Here is a 25545-nt window from a genome sequence, read left to right as displayed (position 1 = left end):
CCCAAAGCGATCACAGCGCCACCACGCCGCGTGCCTGCGTCGCGCCTCAGATCTGAGGCGCAGGTGCCGATGAATGTGCCGTGAACGACCTCCTGCCGGCGACTCCGCGTCGCGCGCCCTCCCCGGGTCACACCTCGTGGGCACGACGGACGTCCATCACCTCTCGCCTGATGTTCCTCGCCTTGGTCGGCCCGATCGTCCTGGCGATCGTGGTGGCAATCGGCGTGCACGGCTTCTCCCGGCAGCAGGACGCGTCGACCACGGTGGAGCGCTACCTGGCGCTCTCCGGTGACCTGGCGGACGTCCGCTTCGACACCGCGGACTGGAACGGGTGGCAGACCGCCTACGCCTTCGATGCTGTCCGAGGTGTCCCGGACGCCGCTACCGACAGCGGGGAGAGTCGCCGGGCGTTCCTCGACGCGGCCGACCGTCTGGAGTCCCATCTCGACCGCCTCGCGGACAACCCCGCCCTGAGCCGGGACGGTCGCCAGCAGGTCGAGCTGGCCCGTCAGGCCTTCACCGCCTTCATGGACCTCGACGTGGAGGTCGCAGCCGACTACCAGGCCGGCACGCCGGCAGCCGTGCGACGAGCCAACGACCTGGTGATCGGTGAGGAGATCGAGAACTTCCAGAAGCTCGGAGCCGCCGTCGCCACGGTCGACCAGGAGGCCCAGACGGCCGGGTCCGCGGCCGCCCGACAGGCCCGCGCCGACGCGGCCGGCGGCCGACGCACGATGCTGCTGGCGGGAGCAGCAGGGCTGGTGATCAGCGTGCTGCTCGCCCTGGCCGTCTCCGCCACCATCCGTCGCCCACTGGGGCAGCTGCGCCAGCGCATGCGCGCGCTCGCCGACGACGAGCGCGCCGACCTCACCCGTCGGCTCGACGTCGACGGCACGGACGAGCTCGGCTCGATCGCCGGCTCCTTCAACGTCTTCGTCGGCCGGGTCCAGGACGCCGTGGCCACCCTCGCCTCGTCGGTCGCGACCATCTCGACCTCCTCGAACGGACTGGCCCGCAGCTCCGAAGGGATCTCCGACGCGGCCGCCGAGGCGGCCGCGCAGGCCGGTGTCGTCGCCGCCGCCGCGGCTCAGGTCTCGGCGAGCGTCAGCACGGTCGCCGCCGGCTCGGAGGAGATGAGCTCGGCGATCGAGGAGATCGCGCAGTCGGCTGCACAGGCGTCGATGGTCGCTGCCGAGGCCGTCGCCACCGCCGCGGCGACGTCGACCGACATGGGACGCCTCAGCGAGTCCTCACGCGAGATCGGCGACGTGCTCCAGCTGATCACCAAGATCGCCGGGCAGACGAACCTGCTGGCCCTCAACGCGACCATCGAGGCGGCCCGGGCCGGTGCGGCGGGCAAGGGCTTCGCGGTCGTGGCCACCGAGGTCAAGGAGCTCGCCCAGGAGACGGCGCGCGCCACCGAGGACATCGGCAACCGCATCGACCAGATCCAGACCAACACCATCAACGCCGCGCACTCGATCACCGAGATCACCGAGGTGGTGGGCCGGATCAACGAGCACCAGGCCACCATCGCCGCCGCGGTCGAGGAGCAGCTCGCGACCAACAACGAGACCACCCGCAACGTGAGCGACGCGGCCACCGGCGCCACCGAGATCGCCAGCAACATCGGCGCCGTCGCCGAGGCCGCCGAGGCCACCACTGCTCAGGTGGTCCAGGCCCAGCAGGTGACCGGCGAGCTCGTCGCGCTGACGGACCGCCTCACCACGCTGGTCGCGGGCTTCAAGTACTGATCGCCCACCAGGTCGACCACGTCGTCTGCCGCTCCGCCCCGTTCGGTACGACGTCGGGGCGCTCACCGTGCTGCCCACCGCCGGCGGACCTGGCCGAGTGGGCGTCGACGGGTGCATGATCACAGGACCGCGGCAGCACCCGGTCCGCGCTCGGCAGAAGCGAGGCACCATGAACAAAGCAGTCCTCCACTCCATGTCCGACGCAGAGCGCGGCCTCGTCGCCGACACCGAGCGTGACGCCATCGCCGACCTCACCGAGGACGAGCTGCTCGAGCTCCACACCCGGATCCGGCGGACCCGGAGCAAGTACGCGAAGAACTACCGCCGCGCCGCCAGCTCCAACGTCAAGCAAGCGGGCGGTCGCGGCAAGGGCTTCGCCCAGAACTCGCGTGATCGCGACAAGGCCGAGGTGTTCGAGCTGGCGCTGGCCCGGGTGAGCCGACAGGTCGCCGTCCGCGCCAACGAGGCGGCTCGCGAACTCAAGGACGAGCGCCTGGCGGCAGCCCGCCAGGGCTCGACCGGACCCGACTCCACGGCGAGCACGCCCGCCGGTGCCGCTCCCACCGGTCGGGGACGGCAGACGCGTAAGACCACCGGTGGGCTCAAGAAGGACGCCTCGTCGCAGTCGGCCGGTGCCCGGCGCCAGGCCAAGCGGGACGCCCGCCCGTAGGCGTCGCCGGCTGCCCGCACCGGTGTCGGCGCTCTCCGTCAGGATGTCCCCATGGGACCGCTGATCGGTGAGGACGGGGTGGCGCGCTGCCCGTGGGCGGGCGGCGCGGGCGTCATGCGCGACTACCACGACGAGGAGTGGGGCCGGCGTGTCCACGGGGAGGCGTCGTACCTCGAAAGACTCACACTCGAGGCGTTCCAGTCCGGGCTGTCGTGGTCGACGATCCTCAACAAGCGGCCGGCCTTCCGCGAGGTCTTCCACGAGTTCGACGCGGAGGCGATCGCGGCGTTCGACGACGCGGACCTCGCGCGGCTGATGGCGGACGCGCGCATCGTCCGCAACCGCATGAAGATCGAGGCCACCATCACCAACGCACGCGCGACGGTGGCTCTCCGGGAGCAGGAGGGCCTGGAGGGGTTCGTGCTGTCGTTCGCACCCGACGAGCCGCCCGCGTGGCAGGACACCTCCGAGATGGCGACCACGTCGGAGGGGTCGAGGGCGCTGTCGAAGGAGCTGAAGAAGCGGGGCTTCGCGTTCGTCGGTCCGACGACGATGTACGCCCTGATGGAGGCGATCGGCATCTTCGACCCGCACCTGGTGGGCTGCCACCGGCGCGGGCTCAGCTGACGAAGGCCAGGATCTCCGCGGCCACCTCGGCCGGCCGCTCGAGCTGCAGGAAGTGCCCGGCGCCGCCCACGAGCACGGCGCGCGAGGTCGCCGGCATCCACTGCGCCACGACCGGGAAGAAGCGCGGGTCCATCGCGCCGTCCTGGTCGCCGTGCAGGTAGAGCAGCGGTGCGACCGGCTCCGCGAGCGCCGGCCCGATCCCGCGGCCGAGCATCGCCCGGTAGTACGACACCGCCGCACGCGCGTGCGCGAGGTCGGGTACGGCGCTCCGCAGCAGCTCGAGGTCCTCCGACGCGTCGTACCCCGGGGACCACGACCGCCACAGCCGTGCTGCCAGCCGGTGGAGGTGCCGCTCCGACAGGCCCGGCACCTGGTTGGCCGCGATGTACCAGGAGTGGAAGGGCTGCCGCACCATCCCGGACGCCCACGCGCCGATGGTGGCGCGGGTCGGGTTCATCGCGGCGAAGGGCGGCACCGCCAGCGACACGTGCCGGGCGTACGGCGACGCCGGGTCGCCGACGACCGCGTTGGTCGTGATGGCACCCCAGTCGTGGCCGAGCAGCACGCTGTCGGCGCCCCCGCCGAGCACGTCATGCAGTGCCACCGCGTCGGCGACCAGCGCCCGCACCGAGTAGTCACCGTCGTCGGGGATGCCCGACGGGGCGTAGCCGCGCAGGAACGGCGCCGCGACGCGCAAACCGGTGTCGGCCAGCAGCGGCGCGACCCGTCGCCAGGTCCAGGCGGTGTCGGGGAAGCCGTGCAGCGCGACCACCAGCCGCCCGTCGGCCGGACCCCACTCCAGGACGTGCGCGGAGTGACCGGGCAGCTGGACGTCGTACTCCGTCGGGTCCGGGTGGAGGGTCACGACGCTCAGCGAACCAGATTCACGCGCCCAGCGCAGCAGCCTCCGCAGCCAGCCGGGTGACCGTGTCCCAGTCGCCGGCCGCGAGCGCGTCGGCGGGAGTGATCCAGGAGCCGCCGATGCAGCCGACGTTCGGCAGCGCGAGGTACGACGCCGCCGAGGCCGGCGTGATGCCGCCGGTCGGGCAGAAGCGGGCGGCGGGCACGGGGGAGGCGATCGCCTTGAGGTACGCCGTCCCGCCGGAGGCCGCCGCAGGGAAGAACTTCATGTCGGTGATGCCCGCCTCGAGCGCGGCCAGCACCTCCGACACGGTGGCCGTGCCCGGGAGGAAGGGCAGGCCGGTGTCCTGCATCGCGTGCAGCAGCTGGCGGGTCGTGCCGGGCGACACCAGGAACTGTGCGCCGGCGTCGAGCGCCTCCTTGGCCTGTCCGGGCGTCGTGATGGTCCCGGCGCCGATCAGGATCTCCGGCACCTCCGACGCGATCGCGCGGATGGCGTCGAGCGCGACCGGCGTACGCAGCGTCAGCTCGATGGCCGGCAGGCCGCCGGCGACCAGGGCGCGAGCGACCGGGACGGCGTGCGCGAGCGAGTCGAGCACCACCACCGGCATCACCGGCACGACGTCGAGCACGGACGGAGCGATCTCAGACTGGCTGGACAAGGCGGACCTCCTGGCCGGGGGCGGTGATGCCCGGGAAGACGCTGGCGCCGGTGTCGGCGGTCCCGACGGTGGCGCGGAAGGCGGCGAAGAGCTCGCGGCCGGTGCCGGCCCACTCCGAGCCCTGCGGTGCGCGCCCCGTGGCCGGGCGGCGCGAGAAGGACTCGTGGTCGACGTCCAGGCCGAGCAGACCGCCGTCCGCGTCGACGGTGATGACGTCGCCGTCCTGGATCCGGGACAGCGGGCCGCCGAGGGCGGCCTCGGGCGTGACGTGGATGGCGGCCGGGACCTTGCCCGACGCACCGGACATCCGGCCGTCGGTCACGATCGCGACCTTCTGGCCACGGTCCTGCAGCACGCCGAGCGCGGGGGTGAGCTTGTGCAGCTCCGGCATGCCGTTGGCGGCGGGGCCCTGGTAGCGGATGACGGCGACGAAGTCGCGGCCGTCGAGCTCGCCGTGGCCGAAGGCCGTCAGGAAGTCGTGCTGGTCGTCGAAGACGACGGCCGGCGCGCTCACCAGCCGGTGCTCCGGCTTGACCGCGGAGGTCTTGATCACCGCACGGCCCAGCGGACCCGTCAGCATCCGCAGCCCGCCGTCGACCGAGAACGGGTCGGAGGCCGGACGCAGCACCCCGTGGTCGAGCGACTCGGTCGGGCCGTCCTCCCACGTGAGCTCGTCGCCGCGCAGCACCGGCTCCTGCGTGTAGCGCCACAGGCCGCGACCCACGATCGTCTGGACGTCGTCGTGCAGCAGACCTGCCTCGAGGAGGGTCCGCACCAGGAAGCCGATCCCGCCCGCGGCGTGGAAGTGGTTCACGTCCGCCTCGCCGTTGGGGTACATCCGGCTGAGCAGCGGCACGACGGCCGACAGGTCGGACAGGTCGTCCCAGGTGAGGCTGATGCCGGCCGCGCGGGCGATCGCGACCAGGTGCATCGTGTGGTTCGTCGAGCCGCCGCTGGCGAGCAGCGCCACGCAGGCGTTGACGATCGCCTTCTCGTCGACGATCTCGCCGATCGGGGTGGGCTCACCGCCCTGCGGCGTCATCTCGGTGACCCTGCGGCCGGCCGCGCGGGTCAGCGCCTCGCGCAGCGGCGTGCCGGGGTTGACGAAGGAGGAGCCCGGCAGGTGCAGGCCGAGCACCTCCATCAGCAGCTGGTTGGAGTTGGCGGTGCCGTAGAAGGTGCAGGTGCCGGCGGAGTGGTACGACGCCGCCTCGGCCTCGAGCAGCTCGTCGCGGCCGATCTTCCCCTCGGCGTACAGCTGGCGCACCCGCGCCTTCTCCGAGTTCGGCAGCCCGGAGGTCATCGGCCCGGCCGGCACGAAGACCGTCGGCAGGTGGCCGAACGCCAGCGCGCCGATCAGGAGGCCAGGGGTGATCTTGTCGCAGACGCCGAGCATCAGCACGCCGTCGAACATGTCGTGGGACAGGGCGATCGCGGCCGACATCGCGATCACGTCGCGGCTGTACAGCGAGAGCTGCATGCCGTCACGGCCCTGGGTGATGCCGTCGCACATGGCGGGCACGCCGCCGGCGAACTGGGCGATGCCCCCGGCCCGGATGATCGCGTGCTTGAGCGTCTCGGGGTAGTCGCGGTAGGGCTGGTGGGCCGACAGCATGTCGTTGTACGACGACACGATCGCGATGTTGGGCTTGACCCGCCCGCGCAGAGCCAGCTTGTCGGTGGGCTCGGCCGCGGCGAAGCCGTGCGCAAGGTTGGCGCAGGCCAGGGCCTCGCGGGCGGGACCGGCGTGCTGGGCGGCCTCGAGCCGGCGGACGTACTCGGCGCGGCTCGCGGTGCTGCGCTCGACGATGCGGGCCGTGACGGCCGCGAGCGTGGGATGCAGGCTCTGGTGCGCGGGTGGGGTCACTGGTCGGGCTCCTGCCAGGTCCGGCCGTCACGCTCGAGGAGCATGGCGGCGGCGATCGGTCCGGTCGTCCCGGCCGGGTACCGCTTGGGGCGCTCGCGCGTGGCCGTCCACCGGCGCAGGATCGGCTCGGTCCAGGTCCAGGCCGCCTCGACCTCGTCGCGGCGCATGAAGAGCGTCGGGTTGCCCTTGATCACGTCCATGAGCAGGCGCTCGTAGGCGTCGGGGAGCCGGGCGTCGAACGCCGTGGCGTAGCTGAGGTCCAAGGAGACCGGCCGGAGGCGGTAGCCCCCTGGGCCGGGCTCCTTGGCGGTGAGGTGCAGGCGCATGCCCTCGTCGGGCTGGACCAGGATGTGCAGCCGGTTGGGCGCGGTGGTGCCCTCGGCCCCGGGGAACATCGAGTGCGGCGGCTCCTTGAAGACCACCACGATCTCGGACGCCCGTCGGTCCATCCTCTTGCCGGTGCGCAGGTAGAACGGCACCCCGGCCCATCGCCAGTTCTGCACCTCGGTCTTGAGGGCCACGAAGGTCTCGGTCCGAGACCCTCCGTGGCCGAGGTCGTCGGCGTACGACGGCACGGCGACGCCGTCGACGAGGCCGGCGTCGTACCGGCCGCGGACGGTGTCGTGGTCGACCTCGCTCGGCCCCATCGGCCGCAGCGCCTGGAGGACCTTGACCTTCTCGTCACGCACGGTCTCGCGCCCGACGTACGTCGGGGGCTCCATCGCCACCAGGCAGAGCAGCTGCAGCAGGTGGTTCTGCACCATGTCGCGCAGCGCGCCGGCGTTGTCGTAGTACTCGCCACGGCCACCGACCCCGACGGTCTCGGAGACGGTGATCTCGACGTGGTCGACCCAGCGCGAGTTCCACAGCGGCTCGAGGAAGGTGTTGGCGAAGCGGGTGACCAGGAGGTTCTGGACGCTCTCCTTGCCGAGGTAGTGGTCGATCCGGAAGATCTGCGACTCCTGGAAGACCCGGCCGACGGCGTCGTTGACCTCGCGGGCCGACTCCAGGTCGTGCCCGATCGGCTTCTCGAGCACGACGCGGGCGTGCTCGTCGACGACGCCGATCTCGTCGAGGCGCTGGCAGATCGAGCCGAAGAGCTTGGGGGCGACGGCGAGGTAGAAGACCCGGACCGCCTCCTCGGGGTGCGGCCGGTCCTTGAGGAGCGCGTGGAAGCGGTCCCAGTCCTCGGGCACCTCGGCGTCGAGGTTCAGGTGGAAGAGCCGGGCCAGGAAACGGTCGACCGCGCCGTCGTACAGGTCGGCGGCGTCGACGTGGAGGCCGAGCGCGTCGCGGACCTCGGCGCGCCAGCCGGCGTCGTCGAGGTCGGAGCGGGAGACGCCCAGGATCCGGTAGTCGGCGGGCAGCTGACCCTCGAGGTCGCGGTGGTACAGGGCCGGCAGCAGCTTGCGCAGTGCCAGGTCGCCCGTCCCGCCGAAGACGGTGAAGTCACACGCTGCGGGCAGCACGTGCGGGCTGGGGTTCTGGTCCATGCGCTCTACGGTAGGAACTAGTTCGAACTTATGCAAACACATCTAAGGTTTTTTTAGGATCAAAGTCGGGGGCGTTATGCTCTCGCCGTGACGCAGACCCAGACCCGTGCCGCCGTGCAGCGGACCGAACCGCGCGAGAGCGCCGCTCCGGCGACCGCCGGTGAGCTGCTCGACCTGGTCCGCAGCGGACGGGCGAGCACCCGCTCCCAGCTCCGGGCCCTCACCGGGCTCTCCCGCACGGCCATCACCACCCGCGTCAGCTCGCTGACCTCGGCCGGGCTGTTGCTGCTGGGCGAGGAGCTCGCGTCGACCGGCGGCCGACCGCCGGGCGCGCTGGTCTTCAACCAGGACGCCGGCGTCGTGGTGGCCATCGCGATCGGCCGCTCCCGCAGCCAGCTCGCTGTGATGGACCTCGACGGCGAGGAGATCGGCTCGGACTCCGAGGACCACGAGGTCGGGGTCGGACCCGACACCCTGATGCCGCAGATCGCCGACCGGCTCGCCACGCTGCTCGACGGCGTCGAGCCGCCCGTGCTGGGCGTCGGCCTGAGCCTGCCCGGCACCCTCGACGCCCAGCGCGGCATCAGCATCGGCTCGCCGGTGATGTCGGGCTGGGACGGCGTCGAGCTGGCGCCGTACCTCGGCATCGTCACGAACGCTCCGCTCTTCGTCGGCAACGACGCCGACGTGCTCGCCCGCTCCGAGCTCCTCGGCCGCTCGGCCACCCTCGACGACGTCCTGGTCGTCAAGGCCTCGACCGGCCTGGGCCTCGGCATCATCGCCGACGGCCGGGTGCTCAGCGGTCATCTCGGCGCCGCCGGCGAGATCGGCCACACCAAGGTCGACGCGGCCGCCGGGCTGGCCTGCCGCTGCGGCGCCACCGGCTGCCTCGAGACGCTGGCCGGCGGCTGGGCCCTGGTGGCCCGCGCCCGCGAGTCCGGCCACGAGGTCGGCCACCTGCGCGACCTGGTCGCGCTGGCCCTGCAGGGTGACCCCACCGCCCGCGGGCTGCTGCGTGACAGCGGACGCGAGCTCGGTGAGGTGCTGGCGATCGCCATCAACCTGCTCAACCCGGCCGCCGTGGTGATCGGCGGAGACATGGCGTCGGCCTTCGACTTCCACGTCGCCGGCATCCGCGAGAGCGTCTACGCCCTGGCCGCGCCGCTGGCCACCCGCGACCTGCAGTTCTTGCCGGCCACGCACGGCGACCGGGCCGGCCTGGTCGGCTGTGCCGCTCTCGCGCTCGACCACGTGCTCGCCCCGGTCGCCGTCGACGCGCGGCTGGCGGCGGCCTCGCTCTGAGCCACGCCCTAGGGTTCGAGGCGTGGAACCCAACACCTGGCTCTGGATCCTCGCCGGCTTCCTCGCCGCGCTCTTCCTCGGCACCGGGGTGCTCAAGCTGACCCGGTCCAAGGACGAGATCATCGCCGAGGGCCTGACCTGGGCGGAGGACTACTCCCCGCGCCAGCTGCTGGCCCTCGGCTGGGCCGAGGTGCTCGGAGCGGTCGCCCTGGTGGTGCCCCCGCTTCTCGGGGTCGGGATCATCGCGCCGATCGCCGCGGTGTGCCTCGCCCTGCTGAGCGTCGGTGCCTTCGTCGTCCACGTGCGACGCCGGGAGTTCCTCCCCGACGCGCTGCGCACCATCGCCCTGATCGTGATGTGCGTGGTGCTCGCCTACTGGCGCTTCGGACCCGAGGCGTTCTGACCGTCCCCGCGCCCGCCGAGGGCTAGCCTCGGCTCGTGAGCCGGATCCATGCCTTCGGAGACGATGCCCTCGGTGACCTCGACGCGGTCGGGCTGGTCGCCGCGATCCAGGACGGGGACGTCTCGATCCCCGAGGTGGTGGAGGCCGCCATCAGCCGCACCGAGCGGCTGCAGCCGGAGCTCAACGCGGTCGCCTACGTCGCCTACGACCGCGCGCGTGCCGAGGCGCGCGACCCGCGCGGTGGCTTCTTCGCCGGCGTGCCGACCTTCGTCAAGGACAACGTCGACGTCGCCACCATGCCCACCCAGCAGGGCTGCGACGCCTACCGCGGTCGGCCGCTGCCCGCCGACGGCGACTTCGCCCGGATGTACCTCGCCACCGGCCTGGTGCCCCTGGGCAAGACCCAGCTCTCGGAGTTCGGGTTCAGCCCGTCCGCCGAGCACCCCCGGCTCGGTCCGGTGCGCAACCCGTGGGACACCGACCGCACCGCCGGCGCTTCGTCGGCCGGTACGGCGGCCCTGGTCGCCGCGGGCGCCGTACCCCTGGCGCACGGCAACGACGGCGGTGGCTCCATCCGGATCCCGGCGGCGGTCACCGGGCTCGTCGGGCTCAAGCCGACCCGGGACCGGGTCGCCCAGGACCGGCTGAGCCGGCAGATGCCGGTGCGGATCGTCGCCGACGGCGTCCTGACCCGCTCGGTGCGCGACACGGCCGCGTTCATGCGGGAGGCCGAGCGGGTCTACCGCGAGCTGAGCCTGCCGCCCATCGGCGACGTCACCCGGGCGGGCCGCAAGCGGCTCCGGATCGCCGTGCACACCGACGGCGTCGGCCGCTCGGCCTCGCCCGAGGTCGCCGAGCTGACCCTGAAGACCGCGCGCCTCCTGGAGGAGCTGGGCCACCAGGTCGAACACCTCCCGGCGCCGGCGCCGACGACCTTGCCCGACGACTTCCTCCTGTACTGGTCGATGCTCGCGATGGTCATCGTGCGCACCGGTCGCCGCTCGACCGGCCCGACGTGGGACCGCGACCGGCTCGACAACCTGACCCTCGGGCTCGACCGGCACTGCCGGCGCAACCTGCACCGCCTGCCCGGCGCGATCCGCCGGCTGCGCCGGCTGCCCGCGCTCACCGCCGACTTCCACCGCACGTACGACGTCGCGCTCACGCCCACCCTCGCGCACGAGACGCCGCTCGTCGGCCACCTCGACCCGAGCGCGTCGTACGAGGTCGTGATGGACCGGATCCTCGACTGGGTGGCCTTCACCCCGTGGCACAACGCGACCGGCGACCCGGCCGTCTCGCTGCCGCTCGCGACGACCGCCGCGGGGCTGCCCCAGGGGATGATGTTCTCGGCCGGAGCGGGTGCCGAGGGCACCCTCCTGGAGCTCGCCTTCGAGCTCGAGGAGGCCGCTCCGTGGGCCTCGATCAGGGGGTGAGGCCTCGCCGCCCGACCGGCGGTCCGAGCCGATTTCTCGTTCCCGCTCGGGTCTGTGTATCGTTCTCCGTCGTTGCCCCTTTAGCTCAGTCGGTAGAGCGTCTCCATGGTAAGGAGAAGGTCTACGGTTCGATTCCGTAAAGGGGCTCTGGGTGCGGGAGCCCGCCGGCCAGTAGCATGGCCGGTGGGCTCCCTGTCCCCCTGGCGGGGTAGCTCAGGTGGTTAGAGCACACGACTCATAATCGTGGTGTCGCGGGTTCGAGTCCCGCTCCCGCTACTCGCACCAGCGATCAGCATCACCCGAATCGACAAAGGATTTCCCGTGGCCAGCAAGAGCAGCGATGTTCGTCCCAAGATCACGCTCGCGTGCGTGGACTGCAAGGACCGCAACTACATCACCAAGAAGAACCGTCGCAACGATCCCGACCGCATGGAGCTCATGAAGTTCTGCCCGCGGGACCGCAAGCACACGATGCACCGCGAGACCCGCTGACCACGGTCTCCACCAGCGTCCTCCACGTCGACCCGTCCGAGTCTCTCGGGCGGGTCGACGTCTATGTTTAGACCCATGCCAGTCGACCAGTCCCTCGTCGGGCGGGCGTTCCCGCCGACGCAGCCCCACGAGGTCACCGAGGCCGCGGTCCGCGAGTTCGTCGCCGCCACGGCCGGTGCGTACGACGGCGGCGCAGCGCCGGCGACGTACCCGATCGTGCTGGCCTTCGACGCCATGAACGCCTTCCTCGAGGCCGAGTCCGTCGACCTCTTCCGGATCGTGCACGGCGAGCAGAGGTTCAGCTACGAGCGCCCCGTCGTGCCCGGCGACGTGCTGACCGCGACCCTCACCGTGACGTCCCTGCGCCAGATCGCCGGCAACGACATCATCGGCACCACCAGCGAGATCACCGACGACAGCGGTGCCCTGGTCTGCACGACCAGCGCCACCCTCGTCCACCGAGGAGCCGGATCGTGACCCTCGAGACGCAGACCTTCACGATCACGCGCGCCGACCTGGTCCGCTACGCCGAGGCCAGCGGCGACCACAACCCGATCCACCAGGACGACGCCGTGGCCACCAGCGTCGGGCTGCCCGGGGTGATCGCCCACGGCATGTACACGATGGCGCTCGCCGCGAGCGCGGTGGCGGCGTGGTTCCCCGGCGCGGAGGTGGTCTCCTTCGGCTGCAAGTTCACCCACCCGGTCGTCGTACCCGCCGAGGGTGGCGTCGAGATCGAGGTCGCCGGCGAGACCAGGTCGGTCGAGGACGGGCTGACCACGGTCGCCCTCACCGTCACCTGCGGCGGGCAGAAGGTGCTCGGCATGCCGAAGGCCGTCCTGCGCGTCCCGGCCGATGACTGAGCGGCTCGCCGACCACACCACCCTCCGCCTCGGCGGCCCCGCCGAGCGGTGGGTGCGGGCGACGACCGAGGCGGAGCTGACCGCCGCGCTGGTCGACGCCGACACCGCCGGCGAGCCGGTGCTCGTCCTGGGCGGCGGCAGCAACCTGGTCGTGGCCGACCCCGGCTTCGACGGCACGGTGATCGAGGTCGCCACCAGCGGGGTCGAGATCGACGCCGAGGACGGACCGTCCTGCGGGGGAGCGATGGTCACCGTCGCCGCCGGCGAGAGCTGGGACGACGTCGTCGCGCTGGCCGTCGAGCGTGAGTGGATCGGCATCGAGGCGCTCTCGGGGATCCCCGGCTCGGTGGGAGCGACCCCGATCCAGAACGTCGGCGCCTACGGCCAGGAGGTCTCCCAGACCATCGCCCGAGTGCGGGTCTGGGACCGCACCCTGCGCGGCGTGCGCACCTTCGCGAGTGCCGACTGCCAGTTCGGCTACCGGACCTCCCGGTTCAAGGCCGACCCCGGTCGTCACGTCGTGCTCTCGGTGACCTTCCAGCTCCGGCAGGGCGACCTCGGCGCGCCCGTGGCGTACGCCGAGCTGGCCCGTGCCCTCGGCATCGAGCCCGGCGAGCGGGCGCCCCTGGTCGACGTGCGCGCCGCCGTGCTGGCGCTGCGCGCCGGGAAGGGCATGGTGCTCGACGCGGCCGACCACGACACGTGGAGCGCCGGGTCGTTCTTCACCAACCCGGTGGTCGACGCCGACGCCGTCCCCGACGGAGCGCCCGCCTGGGCGCAGGCCGACGGGCGGTTCAAGACCAGCGCCGCGTGGCTGATCGAGCACGCCGGCTTCGCCAAGGGCTACGGCGCCGGTGCCGTCGCGATCTCGGGCAAGCACACCCTGGCGCTGACCAACCGCGGGGCCGGGACGACCGACGAGCTGCTCGCGCTGGCGCGCGAGGTGCGCGACGGGGTCGCCGAGCGGTTCGGGATCGTGCTCGTCAACGAGCCCGTGCTGGTGGGCGTCGAGCTCTAGTAGTCGCCGTACGTCGTCGAGGAGCTGGAGTCGCTCGCGACGACGAGGCCGATGATCGCGATCACCGCGATGATGCCCAGGATCAGCAGCACGGTGCCGATGATGCCCGTGACCCGCCCGATGGTGGCCTCGTCGCGACCCGAGTAGGTGCCCGGCGGCGCGGCGTCGATCTCCTTCACCGCCCGGCCCCCGATCGCCCACGCGAAGGGCGCCAGCACCAGCGTCACGCCACCGCAGCTGAGCACGCCGACGACGGCGATCAGACCGAGGACCATCGCCGTCGTCGACGACGGGTGCTTGGGCGCCGGCTGCCGGTAGGGCTGCGGGTAGCCGTACCCGTACGGCGGCTGCGGCTGCTGCTGGTAGGGCTGGGCCGGCTGCGGGTACGGCGGCTGGTGCGGCGGCTGCTGGGGCTCGCCGTACGGGTTCTCGGGGCCGGTCGTCATGGACTCAGCCTGACAGGCTTCCCGAGCCGGTGCCGGTGCCGGTGTCGTCGAACGCGCCGGGGTTGTTGATCGCCACCACGACGATGACCACGACCGCGATGATCGCCAGCACCAGCAGGATCGTGCCGATGATGCCGAGGATGAAGCCGGTGAGGGCGAACCCCCGACCGCCGAGCTGGCCGTCGGACCGCTTGATGCGGTTCATCGAGACCCTGCCCAGGACCAGGGCGACCGGCGCCGCCAGCAGCCCGACGCCGTACGCGCACGAGAGCACGATCGACGCGATGCCGGTGATCATCGCGCCGAGGGCGAGCCCGTCGTTCGGCGGTGCCGCCGCGTACGGGTAGGGCGGCTGTCCGTACGCCGGCTGCGGGTAGCCCTGCTGCTGGTAGGGCTGCTGGTAGGGCTGCTGCTGGTACGGCTGTGGGTACGGCTGCTCCTGGTAGGGCTGATGCTGCGGCGCGCCGTACGGCGGGGGCGTCGGCGGGGTCTCGCCGTACGGCTGGTGCGTCGGCGGCACGCCGGGGTCGGGTGCGCCGTACGGGTTCTCGGGGCCGGTCGTCATGGGCGCCATCCTGTCAGGCGCCGGCCAGCCACCCGTCGATGTCCGCGAGAGTCGCGGTCCGGACGTCCTCCGGCGCGCGCGACGCGCGGACCGACATCCGCGCCAGCTCGGCCAGCTGCTCGTCGCTGAGCTCGTGGGCGGCGCGCATCGTGGCGTACTGACCCGCCAGCTGCGACCCGAAGAGCAACGGGTCGTCCGCGCCGAGCGCGACCGTCGCGCCCGCCTCCAGCAGCGTCGGCAGCGGCACCGACGTCAGGTCGGAGTAGACCCCGAGCGCGACGTTGGAGACCGGGCAGACCTCGAGCGCCACGCCCGCCTCGACGATCCGGTCGAGCAGCGCCGGGTCCTCGGCGGCGCGGACGCCGTGCCCGAGCCGGTCGGCCCCGAGCTCGTCGAGGCAGAGGCGGATGTGCTCCGGGCCGCGCAGCTCCCCGCCGTGCGGCGCGAGCAGCAGGCCGGCCCGGTCGGCGATCCGGAAGGCTGAGGCGAAGTCGGCCGTCGTGCCGCGACGCTCGTCGTTCGACAGCCCGAAGCCGACCACGCCGCGGCCGGCGTACTGGCTGGCGAGCCGTGCCAGGATGCGGGCGTCGAGCGGGTGTCGGGTGCGGTTGGCGGCGATCACCACCGCCATTCCCAGGCCGGTGGCCGCCGAGGCATCGCGGACCGCGTCCAGCACCAGGTCGGTGAAGGCGGTGATGCCGCCGAAGAGCGCGCCGTACCCGCTGGGGTCGACCTGGATCTCCAGCCAGCGGCCACCGTCTCGCACGTCGTCCTCGGCGGCCTCGCGCACCAGACGGCGTACGTCGTCCTCGGTCCGCAGCACCGAGCGGGCGACGTCGTAGAGCCGCTGGAAGCGGAACCAGCCCTTCTCGTCGGCCGCCGACAGCGTGGGTGGCCACTCCTCGACGAGCTGGTCGGGCAGCGAGATCCCGTCCCTGGCCGCGAGCTCGAGCAGCGTCGAGTGCCGCATCGACCCGGTGAAGTGGAGGTGGAGGTGCGCCTTCGGCAGTGCCAGCAGATCTCGCAACTCAGGCGAACAGCTTCTGGAGCCGGGTGATCCCCTCGACGATGTCGTCGTCGCCGAGCGCGTAGGACAGCCGGAGGTAGCCGGGGGAGCCGAAGGCCTCGCCGGGCACGATCGCGACCTCGGCCTTGTCGAGGATGTACTCGGACAACTCGGCGGAGGTGGCGAGCACCTGCCCGTCGTACTCCTTGCCGAGGAGGCCCTTGACCGACGGGTAGACGTAGAAGGCGCCTCCCGGCGTGGGGCAGTAGACGCCGTCGATCTCGTTCAGCATCGACACGATCGTCCGGCGGCGGCGGTCGAAGGCGACCTTCATCGCGTCGACGGCCGTCAGATCGCCCTCGAGCGCCGCCAGGGCGGCGCGCTGCGAGACGTTGGCGACGTTGGAGGTCGCGTGCGACTGCAGGTTGGTCGCGGCCTTGACGATGTCCTTGGGCCCGATCACCCAACCGACCCGCCAGCCGGTCATCGCGTAGGTCTTCGCCACCCCGTTGACAACGACCGTGTGGTCGGCGAGCTCGGGGCAGAGGACCGGGAGCGAACCGGTCTCCAGGTCGTCGTACACGAGGTGCTCGTAGATCTCGTCGGTCAGCACCCAGAGGTCGTTGGCCTCGACCCAGGCGCCGATCGCGCGGATCTCGTCGGCGGAGTAGACGGAGCCGGTCGGGTTCGAGGGGGAGACGAAGAGCAGCACCTTGGTGCGCTCGGTGCGAGCCGCCTCGAGCTGCTCGACCGAGACCTTGTAGTCCTGGGTCTCGTCGGCCAGCACCTCGACGGGGACGCCCCCGGCCAGCTGGATCGCCTCGGGGTAGGTGGTCCAGTACGGCGCGGGCACGATGACCTCGTCGCCGGGGTCGAGCATCGCGGCGAAAGCCTCGTAGATGGCCTGCTTGCCGCCGTTGGTCACCAGCACCTGGGCCGGCTCGACGACCAGGCCGCTGTCGCGCGCGGTCTTGGCGACGATCGCCCTCTTCAGCTCGGGCAGTCCGCCGGCCGGGGTGTAGCGGTGGTTGCGGGGGTCCCGGCACGCCTCGACGGCGGCCTCGACGATGTAGTCCGGGGTGGGGAAGTCCGGCTCGCCGGCGCCGAAGCCGATCACCGGACGGCCCTCGGCCTTGAGCGCCTTCGCCTTCGCATCGACCTTCAGCGTGGCGGACTCAGCGATGGCGCCGACCCGTTGGGAGACGCGGCGGGAGCGAGGAGAGGTCATGGTCACCATCGTAGGGTGGGGGCCGGGGCGGTCCGCCAGCCGGTTTGGACTCCGGATCACCTCAGCACGTAGACTCCACGACTGGTGGATTCCCACAGGCTTCGTCCTGCCCTCGGCAGGCTCGGTCCGCGGGTCCCACCTCCGCAGAAGTTTGCGAAGGGCACTAGCTCAACTGGCAGAGCATCGGTCTCCAAAACCGAAGGTTGGGGGTTCAAGTCCCTCGTGCCCTGCAAGGTCAATCAGGTGATACCGACCGACCACGGTCGGACAATGAGAGGGTGACGGAGTGCCGGACAGCAAGGCAGTCCACGGTGAGCGGGGCGGCAGCGCCCCCAAGCGCACCAGCATCCCGACGTTCTACCGCCAGGTCGTGGCGGAGCTTCGCAAGGTCGTCTACCCGACGCAGGAACAGCTGATCACCTACTTCATCGTGGTGATGGTGTTCGTGGTCTTCATGATGACGCTGGTCTCGTTGCTCGACCTCGGCTTCGGCAAGCTCGCCTTCGAGATCTTCTCCGGCGGCTCGTGAACCTGACCGACCGGCGGTTCGACAACAGCAGCACCCAACGTGATGGAGCAGGACGTGTCTGAGCAGGAGTACGACTCGGTCGAGGCTGAGGAGACGACGCCGACGCTCGAGGACCAGTACGGCGAGCCCAACGACGGCCCGGACGTCCTCGAGGACCAGCGCCTGGACGCTGAGGTCACCGGCGAGGACAGCGACGCCGCGCTCGGCCTCGACGACCACGAGGCGGCCGGCTCCAGCGCCGAGCTCTCCGCGGCCGAGGGTGACGAGGGCCCGGACGCCGAGGGCGACGACGCCGGCGACGCCGATGACGACGACCCGCTCGAGGTCTTCCGGCGCGATCTGTGGGCCAAGCCCGGTGACTGGTTCGTGGTGCACACCTACTCCGGCATGGAGAACAGGGTGAAGTCGAACCTCGAGAACCGCATCATCTCCCTGAACATGGAGGACTACATCCACGAGATCGTGGTCCCCACCGAGGAGGTCGCGGAGATCAAGAACGGCCAGCGCAAGATGGTCAAGCGCACCGTTCTCCCCGGCTACGTCCTGGTCCGCATGGACCTGACCGACGAGTCGTGGGCCGCGGTCCGCCACACGCCGTCCGTGACCGGCTTCGTCGGTCACAGCCACCAGCCGGTGCCGCTGTCGATGTCCGAGGTCGAGAGCATGCTGGCCCCGGCCGTCGTCGCGCGCGCCGAGGCCGAGGCCGCCGCCGCCGGCACGCCGAGCTCGTCGTCCGGTGCCGCCGCCAAGAAGCCCGTCGAGGTCGCCGACTTCGACGTGTCCGACTCGGTCATGGTGGTCGACGGCCCGTTCGCCACGCTGCACGCGACGATCACCGAGATCAATGCGGAGTCCCAGCGGGTCAAGGCCCTCGTCGAGATCTTCGGCCGGGAGACCCCGGTCGAGCTCAGCTTCAGCCAGATCCAGCGGGTCTGAGGATTTCACGCCCGCTCGCGGGCGGAGCACACTAGTCCGGTTGCCCGTTCCGCAAGCACCGGGCACCAGAAGGTGGCAGAGACGTACGGCGTACGTCTCGTCATGACCACGAGATCAGAAAGAGAAGCACGATGCCTCCCAAGAAGAAGATCGCCGCACTCGTCAAGGTGCAGCTGCAGGCCGGTGCCGCTACTCCGGCTCCGCCCGTCGGTACCGCTCTCGGTCCGCACGGCGTGAACATCATGGAGTTCTGCAAGGCCTACAACGCGCAGACCGAGTCCATGCGCGGCAACGTGGTGCCGGTCGAGATCACGATCTACGAGGACCGCTCGTTCTCGTTCATCACCAAGACCCCGCCGGCCGCCGAGCTCATCAAGAAGGCCGCCGGCCTCAAGTCGGGCTCCGGCACGCCGCACTCGGTCAAGGTCGGCAAGCTGACCAAGGACCAGGTGCGTGAGATCGCGCAGACCAAGCTGCCCGACCTCAACGCGAACGACATCGACGCAGCAATGAAGATCGTCGAAGGAACCGCCCGCTCCATGGGCGTCACCACCGACTGACACAGTGGCAGGGCCGCGCTGGCCCACCTAGACCACGACCTGGAAGAAGAGAGAACCAGCTATGCAGCGCAGCAAGACCTACCGCGCGGCGTCCGAGACGTTCGACAAGGACGAGCTCCACGCCCCGTTGGCCGCGATCAAGATCGCGAAGACCACCAGCAAGAAGAAGTTCGACGAGACCGTGGACGTCGTGATGCGTCTCGGCGTCGACCCCCGCAAGGCCGACCAGATGGTGCGCGGCACCGTCAACCTGCCGCACGGCACGGGCAAGACCGCCAAGGTCCTCGTGTTCGCGAACGGTGACAAGGCCGACGCCGCCCGTGAGGCCGGCGCCGACGTCGTCGGTGGCGACGAGCTCATCGACAAGGTGGCCGGCGGGTGGCTCGACTTCGACGCCGTCGTCGCGACCCCCGACATGATGGGCAAGGTCGGCCGCCTCGGCCGCGTGCTCGGCCCGCGCGGCCTGATGCCGAACCCGAAGACCGGCACCGTGACGCCGGACGTGGCCAAGGCCGTGTCCGACATCAAGGGCGGCAAGATCGAGTTCCGCGTCGACCGCCACGCCAACCTGCACTTCATCATCGGCAAGGCCTCGTTCTCGGAGCTCCAGCTCGCGGAGAACTACGCCTCGGCCCTCGAAGAGGTGCTGCGTCTGAAGCCGGCCAGCTCCAAGGGCCGCTACATCCGCAAGGTGACCGTCTCCACGACCATGGGCCCCGGCGTCCAGGTCGACCCCAACCGCACCAAGAACGTCGCGGCTGAGGACGAGGCCACCGCCTGATCCGCATGCTCCACCCGTCGACCCGTCCACCCTGTGGGCGGGTCGACGTGCATTTGAGAGGGTGGTCGGCGTGCACTGCGTGATCCTCGACGACTACCAGGGCGTCGCGACGTCGTACGCCGACTGGTCGGTCCTCGACGGGGTCAGCGTCGCGTCCGTGCGTGACCACGTGGGCGACGAGGACACGCTCGCCGAGATCCTGGCCGGCGCGCAGATCCTCGTGGTGATGCGCGAGCGGACCCCGCTGACGCGGACGCTGGTCGGCCGGCTGCCCGACCTCCGGCTGGTCGTCACGACGGGCCGGCGCAACGCCTCGATCGACCTCGAGGCCTGCCGGGAGCACGGGGTGACCGTGTGCGGCACCGGGTCATCGCCGACCGCGCCCGCCGAGCTCACCTGGGCGCTGATCCTCGGCCTGGCGCGGCACCTCGTCGCCGAGTCGGAGCTGCTGGCCTCGCCCGACAGCCCGTGGCAGTCGACGGTCGGGACCGACCTGGCCGGAGCCACCCTCGGACTGGTCGGCCTGGGCCGGATCGGCGCGCGGGTCGCCCGGGTCGCGCGAGCCTTCGAGATGGACGTGCTGGCGTGGAGCCCGCACCTGACCGAGGAGCGGGCCGCCGCCGAGGGCGCCCGACGGGTCGAGAAGTCGGAGCTGCTCGCCGGCTCCGACTTCGTCTCGCTGCACCTGGTGCTCTCGGAGAGCACCCGCGGCACCGTCGGGGCGACCGAGCTCGCCGCGATGCGCCCGACGTCGTACCTGGTCAACACCTCCCGCGCCGGCCTCGTCGACACCGACGCGCTGGTCGCGGCGCTGCGGGCGGGCCGGATCGCCGGCGCCGGACTCGACGTGTACGACGAGGAGCCGCTGCCGGCGGGGCACCCGCTCCTGGAGCTGACGAACCTGCTCGCGGTCCCGCACCTGGGCTACGTCACCGAGGGCAACTACCGGACGTTCTTCACCGAGGCGGTCGAGGACATCGCGGCCTGGCAGGCCGGGGAGCCGGTGCGTGAGCTGACCTGACCGGGGCGGCTTCCGGTACGAAACTCGGGGTTCTCGGACGAAGTTCTGCACCGGAACCCGCAGTTTCACCGGGTAGGCGGTGAAACCCACCGCAGCCGACACCGCCCCGAATTGGCGCTCAGCCGACCACGCCCGTAAGGTTCTCCACGAAACCAAAGACCGCCGGTTGTCGGGCTGTGCACTGCAGCTCGACCGAAGGGTTCGCGAAGCGGACGACCTGCGCAGGGGACAGAGCAGAACCGCGGAGAGATCCGCGAATTCCACGCCCTGAGCCTTGCGCTCGGGGCGTTCGTCTTTCCGGGGCCGAGACGCTGGTGGTCGACCACCGGAAGGAGACCCATGGCGCGGGCAGACAAGCAGGCAGCCGTCGCGGAGATCGTTGACTCGTTCAACGACTCCGCCGGTGCTGTGCTGACCGAGTACCGCGGTCTCACCGTGAAGCAGCTGCAGGACCTGCGGCGCTCCCTCGGCGAGAACGCCAGCTACGCCGTGGTCAAGAACACGCTCGCCAAGATCGCCGCCGCTGAGGCTGGGATCGAAGGCGTGGACGACCTGTTGCACGGCCCGACCGCCATCGCCTTCATCAACGGCGACGTGGTCGAGGCAGCAAAGGGTCTGCGTGACTTTGCCAAGGCCAACCCCACCCTTGTCATCAAGGGTGGCGTCCTGGACGGCAAGCCCCTCGACGCCTCCGAGATCGCCAAGCTGGCGGACCTCGAGTCGCGTGAGGTGCTGATGGGCAAGCTGGCCGGCGCGATGCTCGCGTCGCTCAGCCAGGCCGTCTACCTGCTCAACGCTCCTCTCGCCCAGGCCGCCCGTCTCGCGGGTGCGCTGCAGGCGAAGGCCGAGCAGGACCCCTCGATCCTCGCAGGTGGTGCCGGTACGCCGGTCGCCGCCGAGGAGGCCCCGGCCGAGGAGACCGCCCCCGAGGCGGCCGCCGAGACCGAGACCCCCGCCGACGAGACCGCTGCGGTGGAGGCTGACGCCCCCGCCGCCGAGGCCTCCGACGAGGGCGAAGCCACCGAGGCCTGATCTTCGGATCAGCCCGGTACACACCACCTGAATCCCGGTCCGGACGGCCACCGCGCCGCACGGACCACCGAATGGAAGGAAACGCCACCATGGCGAAGCTCACCACCGACGAGCTGCTCGACGCGTTCAAGGAAATGACCCTCATCGAGCTCAGCGAGTTCGTGAAGCAGTTCGAGGAGACCTTCGGCGTCACCGCTGCTGCTCCCGTCGCCGTTGCCGCTGCTCCCGCCGCCGGCGGTGCCGCTGGCGCCGAGGCCGCTGCCGAGCAGGACGAGTTCGACGTCGTCCTCGAGTCCGCGGGCGAGAAGAAGATCAACGTCATCAAGGAGGTGCGCGCGCTCACGTCCCTCGGTCTCAAGGAGGCCAAGGACCTGGTCGAGTCCGCCCCCAAGGCGATCCTCGAGAAGGTCGACAAGGCTGCTGCCGACAAGGCCAAGGAGGCGCTCGAGGGCGCCGGAGCCACCGTCACCGTCAAGTGACGATCTCCGCCTAGCTGCACCCACGAGGGGCGGTCACCGATTCGGTGGCCGCCCCTCGTGTCATTTCCGTAGGGTGGTGGTGTGGAGATCGCCGTGCTCGGTCCTGTCGAGGCGCGACGAGACGGGGAGCAGGTGGATCTCGGCACGCCGCGGCAACGGGCGATCGTCGCCGCTCTCGCACTCTCCGGGGGGCGCGCCGTCCCCGTCGACACGGTGATCGCGCGCGTCTGGGCCGACCGACCGCCGGCCGGGGCGCTGGCCACCCTGCACGGGTACGTCGCCGCCCTCCGGCGGGTGCTGGAGCCGGACCGGGCCCCTCGGGCCGAGCCCCGGATGCTGGTCACCGACAACGAGGGCTACGCGCTGCGCGGCTGCGTCGTCGCCGCCGACGTGGTCGAGCTCGAGTCGGCCGTCGCGGCGGCCCGCTCGGTGCTGAGCGTCGTACCCGACCACCTGCGCCCGCGCGCCGAGCCGGCCGACCGCGCCGAGGTGGCGGCCGTGGTCGGATCGCTCGACCAGGCGCTCGCGCGGTGGCGGGGCGAGCCGTACGCCGATCTGGGCGACGACCCCGGCGCGTCGGCGGAGCGGGTGCGGCTGGTCGGTCTGCGCACCGCCGCCCAGGAGCTGCGGACGATCGCGTTGCTGGCGGTCGGCCGGCACGGCGAGGTGCTGCCCGCGCTCGCCACCCTCACGGCCGAGCACCCGCTGCACGAGCGGTGGTGGGCGCTGTACGCCGTCGCTCTGGCCCGCAACGGTCGTCAGGCGGACTCGCTGGCCGCCCTCCAGTCGTTGCGCTCGGTGCTCGCCGACGAGCTGGGCGTCGATCCCAGCCCGCCGGTGCGCGACCTCCAGACCGCGCTGCTGCGCCAGGACCCGTCGGTGGGGTGGGACGAGCGGCCCGCCGCCCTCCCGACGGCCGAGCTCGACCACCGGCCCGGGCTGCGGCGGGTCAGGTTCCGCGAGTCGCCGCCGCTGGCGCGCTGGCCGCTGGCGGGTCGCGAGGAGGAGCTGGCCCGGCTGCGCGAGGTGCTCGCGGCGGTGACGACCGGACGCCCGGCGATGGTGCTGGTGTCCGGCGAGCCCGGAGTCGGCAAGTCGCGCCTGGTCCAGGAGCTGGCCGCGGACGCGTTCGAGCGGGACTTCACCGTGGCGACCGGTCAGTGCTCGGCCGAGGGCGCCCCGCTGCTGTGGCCGTTCCGGGCGGTCGTCTCCTCGCTGTTCCGTCAGCGGGGCATGTTCGAGGACCGGGTCGGCCAGCGTCCCACCGAGCCGTCCGACGACGTCGAGACCATCGACGCGCTGGCCCGGCACGCCTGCGAGGCGGCGTCCCAGGGACCGCTGCTCGGCATCGTCGAGGATCTCCAGTGGGCCGACGCGGCCACGTTGCGGCTGCTGCTGCGCATCCAGCAGCTCGCCCGGCACGAGCCGCTCCTGCTCGTGGCCACCGTCCGCGCCGGCGAGTCGTCGGCCGAGCTCGACGAGTTCGCGGCGACCTTCGCCCGTCAGGGAGGGGTGCGACTCGACCTGCGCGGGCTCTCGCCGGCCGCGGCCGCAGACCTGGTGGCGATCGTGTCCGGGCGCACCGACCCGGACTCGCCGGCGGAGCGCGACCGGTGGTGGGAGCTGACCGCCGGCAACCCCTTCTACCTCTCCGAGCTGGCGCAGAGCGGGGGAGCGCTGAGCAGCTCGTTGTCCGGTGTCGTGCTGCACCGCGTGCACGCCCTGCCGGCCGAGACCGTGACCGCGCTCGAGGCCGCGGCCGTCGTCGACGTCCACTTCGACCTCGACCTGCTGGCGTTCGCGCTCGAGCGCGAGCCGGAGGAGACCGCCGAGCTCCTGCAGCCGGCGCTCGACGCCGGGCTGGTGGTGGACGCGGGGCAGGAGACCGCGACGTACCGCTTCTCCCACGGCGTGGTCCGGGAGGTGGTCCACGACGCCCAGTCGCAGGCCCAGCGGGCCACGTGGCACCGGGTGCTCGCGCGCGTGCTCGAGCGGCGCTCGCGCCTGGCCCGCCCCGAGCAGCGCGCCTCCCTCATGCACCACTGGGCCCGCGCCGGACGCGGGTCCCGCCCGGACGCCTGGCGCTCCGCCCTGCGGGTGGCGGCCACCGCGCGGCAGCAGACGGCGTACGGCGAGGAGGCACGCCACCTGCGGCGGGCCGCCGTCTGGCAGGAGGACGACCTCGCCGCCGGCGACCGGGAGCGGTTCGAGCTGCTGATGATGCTCGCCGACGCCTGCCGCTGGGCCGGCGACTGGCAGGGCGTGTCCGACGCCGTCGACGAGGCGGTGCTGACGGCCGAGCGGCTCGACGACGTCGAGCTCGCCACCCGGGCCGCCATCTCCACGATGGAGGGCGCGCTGTGGCAGGTGCGGCCCTTCGGCTACGTGCACGCCCCGATCGTCGAGGCGCTGGAGCGGGCGCTGCGCCGGCTGGGTGCGGGCGACTCCGCGCTCCGGGCGCGGGCCCAGCTGGCCCTCGCCATGGAGCTCTACTACAGCGACGACGTCGTCCGCATCGACGCTCTGGTGGCCGAGGCGCTGGCGGTCGCGGAGGCGTCGGACGACCTGCGCCTCCGGGCGCTCGCCTACCTGGGAGCGTTCTCCGCGCGGTCCCGGCCGGACACGATGGACGAGCGGGTCCGCTACGCCCGCGAGGCCGTCGAGGCGGCCCGGCAGCTGGACGACACCCGCACCCGGCTGGTCGCCGAGACGCTGGCGGTGAGCGTGGCGTCGGAGGTGGGTGACGCGGCCACCGTGCGTCGGGACCTGCCGAGGCTGGTCGAGCTGACCCGGGCGCACGGCCTCGGGTCCGCGGAGGCCCTGCTCCGCGTCGTGGAGGTGCCGTGGCTGGCGATGTCCGGGCGGGGCGACGAGGCCGACGTCCCGATGGAGCGCCTGGGTGAGCTGGCGCGCGACCTGCGGATGCCGAACATCCTCGACGCGGTCACGGCGACCACCGTCGTGCGCGCCATGCTGTCGGGGGAGTACGACGAGCTCGCGGGCTTCCTCGGCTCCTTCGTCGAGTCCAGCGACATCCCGGCCGGCCCCGTGGCCACCGTGATCGCGCTGCGGGCCGGCGACGCCGACCTGGCCGCGCGGCTGCACGAGCGGCTCGGGGTCGACCTGGCCGGGCACTCGTTCATGGCACTGCTCTACCCGTGCATGGCGCTCGAGATCGCGCTCGGCCTGGACGACCCCGACCTCGCCCGCGCGGCGTACCCGCTCGTCCTGCCGTACGCCGGCCGGATGTGCTCGGCGGGGACGGCGGTGCCGCTGGGGCCGGTCGACGGCTTCCTGGCCCGCGGAGCGGCGGCCATGGGTGACGACGAGGCCGCGACGGCGCACGCCGCCGCGGCTGTCGCCCTCGCCCGCCGGTGGGGCCTGCCACGGATGGTCGAGGACCTGGCGGTGGTCGCCGCGCGCTACGCGCGCTGAGGATCGACCAGGCCGAGCAGCAGGTCGCGGACGACCCGCTTGGGTCGCGCGCCGACGAGCGACAGCACCGGGGCGCCGG

General features: G+C 72.1%; 26 protein-coding genes and 3 tRNA genes. 21 read left to right on the top strand and 8 right to left on the bottom strand.

The window, feature by feature from the left end:
• Positions 1-170 precede the first annotated feature (170 nt).
• From N542_RS23785 to N542_RS0107205, 3 genes are all read left to right on the top strand, one after another.
• Positions 171-1754: a methyl-accepting chemotaxis protein gene (locus tag N542_RS23785; protein WP_051551471.1), complete on the top strand. Its 1584-nt coding sequence runs from the start codon at positions 171-173 to the stop codon at positions 1752-1754.
• A gap of 193 nt (positions 1755-1947) precedes the next feature.
• The gene (locus N542_RS0107210) at positions 1948-2424 is read left to right on the top strand and encodes a hypothetical protein (protein ID WP_051551470.1); all 477 of its coding nucleotides are present in this window, start codon (positions 1948-1950) and stop codon (positions 2422-2424) included.
• Positions 2425-2475: 51 nt separating this feature from the next.
• The gene (locus tag N542_RS0107205; RefSeq protein ID WP_028643352.1) at positions 2476-3051 is read left to right on the top strand and encodes a DNA-3-methyladenine glycosylase I; all 576 of its coding nucleotides are present in this window, start codon (positions 2476-2478) and stop codon (positions 3049-3051) included.
• Here N542_RS0107205 and N542_RS0107200 read toward each other — a convergent pair.
• Genes N542_RS0107200 through zwf form a run of 4 tightly spaced genes read right to left on the bottom strand, consistent with a single transcriptional unit; the run spans position 3044 to position 7934 of the window.
• Positions 3044-3916 (bottom strand): alpha/beta fold hydrolase, encoded by an 873-nt coding sequence (locus N542_RS0107200; RefSeq protein WP_036506634.1) that lies wholly within the window; start codon positions 3914-3916, stop codon positions 3044-3046. The genes N542_RS0107205 and N542_RS0107200 overlap by 8 nt on opposite strands.
• Before the next feature lie 19 nt (positions 3917-3935).
• Complete coding sequence (gene eda, locus N542_RS0107195) at positions 3936-4574, bottom strand: bifunctional 4-hydroxy-2-oxoglutarate aldolase/2-dehydro-3-deoxy-phosphogluconate aldolase (RefSeq protein ID WP_028643350.1); 639 nt, start codon at positions 4572-4574, stop codon at positions 3936-3938.
• The gene (gene edd / locus N542_RS0107190; RefSeq protein WP_036506631.1) at positions 4558-6441 is read right to left on the bottom strand and encodes a phosphogluconate dehydratase; all 1884 of its coding nucleotides are present in this window, start codon (positions 6439-6441) and stop codon (positions 4558-4560) included. Before edd ends, eda begins: the two co-directional genes overlap by 17 nt.
• A complete protein-coding gene (zwf, locus tag N542_RS0107185; RefSeq protein ID WP_051551469.1) occupies positions 6438-7934 on the bottom strand; it encodes a glucose-6-phosphate dehydrogenase in 1497 nt (498 codons plus the stop codon). The genes edd and zwf overlap by 4 nt, the downstream gene beginning before the upstream one ends.
• Positions 7935-8021: 87 nt before the next feature.
• On the opposite strand from zwf, the gene N542_RS0107180 reads away from it, so the two are divergent.
• The 9 genes from N542_RS0107180 (at position 8022) to N542_RS0107140 (ending at position 13448) form a co-directional block, all read left to right on the top strand.
• On the top strand, positions 8022-9236 hold the full coding sequence (locus N542_RS0107180) for an ROK family protein (protein ID WP_231482528.1): 1215 nt from the start codon (positions 8022-8024) through the stop codon (positions 9234-9236).
• 22 nt (positions 9237-9258) lie between these two features.
• Positions 9259-9639, top strand: a complete 381-nt coding sequence (locus tag N542_RS0107175; RefSeq protein WP_028643346.1) for a DoxX family protein — start codon at positions 9259-9261, stop codon at positions 9637-9639.
• Between the two features lie 35 nt (positions 9640-9674).
• Entirely contained in the window at positions 9675-11075 is a 1401-nt protein-coding gene (locus N542_RS0107170) for an amidase (RefSeq protein ID WP_028643345.1), read from the top strand.
• Positions 11076-11149: 74 nt separating this feature from the next.
• Positions 11150-11222 (top strand) — tRNA-Thr (locus N542_RS0107165).
• Between the two features lie 55 nt (positions 11223-11277).
• Positions 11278-11351, top strand: a tRNA-Met gene (locus tag N542_RS0107160).
• A 45-nt stretch (positions 11352-11396) separates the two neighbouring features.
• Positions 11397-11567 (top strand): 50S ribosomal protein L33, encoded by a 171-nt coding sequence (gene rpmG, locus N542_RS0107155; protein WP_028643344.1) that lies wholly within the window; start codon positions 11397-11399, stop codon positions 11565-11567.
• A 75-nt stretch (positions 11568-11642) separates the two neighbouring features.
• Positions 11643-12044: an FAS1-like dehydratase domain-containing protein gene (locus N542_RS0107150; protein ID WP_028643343.1), complete on the top strand. Its 402-nt coding sequence runs from the start codon at positions 11643-11645 to the stop codon at positions 12042-12044.
• Positions 12041-12430, top strand: coding sequence for a MaoC/PaaZ C-terminal domain-containing protein (locus N542_RS0107145; protein WP_028643342.1), 390 nt, complete (start codon positions 12041-12043; stop codon positions 12428-12430). Before N542_RS0107150 ends, N542_RS0107145 begins: the two co-directional genes overlap by 4 nt.
• Complete coding sequence (locus N542_RS0107140) at positions 12423-13448, top strand: UDP-N-acetylmuramate dehydrogenase (RefSeq protein ID WP_028643341.1); 1026 nt, start codon at positions 12423-12425, stop codon at positions 13446-13448. The genes N542_RS0107145 and N542_RS0107140 overlap by 8 nt, the downstream gene beginning before the upstream one ends.
• Here the strand turns inward: N542_RS0107140 and N542_RS28050 are convergent.
• From N542_RS28050 to N542_RS0107120, 4 genes are read right to left on the bottom strand one after another with little or no spacing between them, the layout of a single operon-like run.
• Positions 13445-13894 (bottom strand): hypothetical protein, encoded by a 450-nt coding sequence (locus N542_RS28050; protein WP_051551468.1) that lies wholly within the window; start codon positions 13892-13894, stop codon positions 13445-13447. The genes N542_RS0107140 and N542_RS28050 overlap by 4 nt on opposite strands.
• 4 nt (positions 13895-13898) lie before the next feature.
• The gene (locus N542_RS23775) at positions 13899-14459 is read right to left on the bottom strand and encodes a DUF4190 domain-containing protein (RefSeq protein ID WP_051551467.1); all 561 of its coding nucleotides are present in this window, start codon (positions 14457-14459) and stop codon (positions 13899-13901) included.
• A gap of 13 nt (positions 14460-14472) precedes the next feature.
• Complete coding sequence (locus N542_RS0107125) at positions 14473-15486, bottom strand: adenosine deaminase (protein WP_028643340.1); 1014 nt, start codon at positions 15484-15486, stop codon at positions 14473-14475.
• Position 15487: 1 nt separating this feature from the next.
• Positions 15488-16693, bottom strand: coding sequence for a pyridoxal phosphate-dependent aminotransferase (locus tag N542_RS0107120; protein WP_231482502.1), 1206 nt, complete (start codon positions 16691-16693; stop codon positions 15488-15490).
• Positions 16694-16850: 157 nt separating this feature from the next.
• Between N542_RS0107120 and N542_RS0107115 the strand changes: the two genes are divergently transcribed.
• From N542_RS0107115 to N542_RS0107075, 9 genes are all read left to right on the top strand, one after another.
• Positions 16851-16923, top strand: a tRNA-Trp gene (locus N542_RS0107115).
• A gap of 56 nt (positions 16924-16979) precedes the next feature.
• Complete coding sequence (gene secE / locus N542_RS0107110) at positions 16980-17222, top strand: preprotein translocase subunit SecE (protein WP_028643338.1); 243 nt, start codon at positions 16980-16982, stop codon at positions 17220-17222.
• A 42-nt stretch (positions 17223-17264) separates the two neighbouring features.
• Positions 17265-18158 (top strand): transcription termination/antitermination protein NusG, encoded by an 894-nt coding sequence (gene nusG, locus N542_RS0107105; protein ID WP_081795052.1) that lies wholly within the window; start codon positions 17265-17267, stop codon positions 18156-18158.
• Between the two features lie 131 nt (positions 18159-18289).
• A complete protein-coding gene (gene rplK / locus N542_RS0107100; protein WP_028643336.1) occupies positions 18290-18718 on the top strand; it encodes a 50S ribosomal protein L11 in 429 nt (142 codons plus the stop codon).
• A gap of 61 nt (positions 18719-18779) precedes the next feature.
• Positions 18780-19499 carry a 50S ribosomal protein L1 gene (gene rplA, locus N542_RS0107095; RefSeq protein WP_028643335.1) on the top strand — a complete coding sequence of 240 codons (720 nt, stop codon included), beginning with the start codon at positions 18780-18782 and terminating at the stop codon, positions 19497-19499.
• Positions 19500-19569: 70 nt separating this feature from the next.
• Positions 19570-20520, top strand: coding sequence for a D-2-hydroxyacid dehydrogenase family protein (locus N542_RS0107090; protein WP_197025886.1), 951 nt, complete (start codon positions 19570-19572; stop codon positions 20518-20520).
• 339 nt (positions 20521-20859) lie between these two features.
• Positions 20860-21552, top strand: a complete 693-nt coding sequence (rplJ, locus tag N542_RS0107085) for a 50S ribosomal protein L10 (RefSeq protein WP_028643333.1) — start codon at positions 20860-20862, stop codon at positions 21550-21552.
• A gap of 89 nt (positions 21553-21641) precedes the next feature.
• On the top strand, positions 21642-22031 hold the full coding sequence (gene rplL, locus N542_RS0107080) for a 50S ribosomal protein L7/L12 (protein WP_028643332.1): 390 nt from the start codon (positions 21642-21644) through the stop codon (positions 22029-22031).
• 81 nt (positions 22032-22112) lie between these two features.
• Entirely contained in the window at positions 22113-25466 is a 3354-nt protein-coding gene (locus N542_RS0107075) for a BTAD domain-containing putative transcriptional regulator (RefSeq protein WP_028643331.1), read from the top strand.
• The last annotated feature ends 79 nt before the right edge of the window (positions 25467-25545 follow it).

Source organism: Nocardioides sp. URHA0020, assembly GCF_000620705.1.
Lineage (GTDB): Bacteria > Actinomycetota > Actinomycetes > Propionibacteriales > Nocardioidaceae > Nocardioides.
Note: the sequence above shows the minus strand (reverse complement) of the source record. Positions and strands in the feature narration are given on the sequence as shown.

Bases quoted from the DNA above. Each gene is read 5' to 3' on its own strand.
- N542_RS0107120 (WP_231482502.1), bottom strand. From the start codon at position 16,693: ATGACCTCTCCTCGCTCCCGCCGCGTCTCCCAACGGGTCGGCGCCATC.
- nusG (WP_081795052.1), top strand. From the start codon at position 17,265: ATGGAGCAGGACGTGTCTGAGCAGGAGTACGACTCGGTCGAGGCTGAG.
- rplK (WP_028643336.1), top strand. From the start codon at position 18,290: ATGCCTCCCAAGAAGAAGATCGCCGCACTCGTCAAGGTGCAGCTGCAG.
- rplL (WP_028643332.1), top strand. From the start codon at position 21,642: ATGGCGAAGCTCACCACCGACGAGCTGCTCGACGCGTTCAAGGAAATG.
- N542_RS0107210 (WP_051551470.1), top strand. From the start codon at position 1,948: ATGTCCGACGCAGAGCGCGGCCTCGTCGCCGACACCGAGCGTGACGCC.
- rplA (WP_028643335.1), top strand. From the start codon at position 18,780: ATGCAGCGCAGCAAGACCTACCGCGCGGCGTCCGAGACGTTCGACAAG.
- rplJ (WP_028643333.1), top strand. From the start codon at position 20,860: ATGGCGCGGGCAGACAAGCAGGCAGCCGTCGCGGAGATCGTTGACTCG.
- zwf (WP_051551469.1), bottom strand. From the start codon at position 7,934: ATGGACCAGAACCCCAGCCCGCACGTGCTGCCCGCAGCGTGTGACTTC.
- N542_RS0107140 (WP_028643341.1), top strand. From the start codon at position 12,423: ATGACTGAGCGGCTCGCCGACCACACCACCCTCCGCCTCGGCGGCCCC.
- N542_RS28050 (WP_051551468.1), bottom strand. From the start codon at position 13,894: ATGACGACCGGCCCCGAGAACCCGTACGGCGAGCCCCAGCAGCCGCCG.
- N542_RS0107150 (WP_028643343.1), top strand. From the start codon at position 11,643: ATGCCAGTCGACCAGTCCCTCGTCGGGCGGGCGTTCCCGCCGACGCAG.
- N542_RS23785 (WP_051551471.1), top strand. From the start codon at position 171: ATGTTCCTCGCCTTGGTCGGCCCGATCGTCCTGGCGATCGTGGTGGCA.
- N542_RS23775 (WP_051551467.1), bottom strand. From the start codon at position 14,459: ATGACGACCGGCCCCGAGAACCCGTACGGCGCACCCGACCCCGGCGTG.
- N542_RS0107205 (WP_028643352.1), top strand. From the start codon at position 2,476: ATGGGACCGCTGATCGGTGAGGACGGGGTGGCGCGCTGCCCGTGGGCG.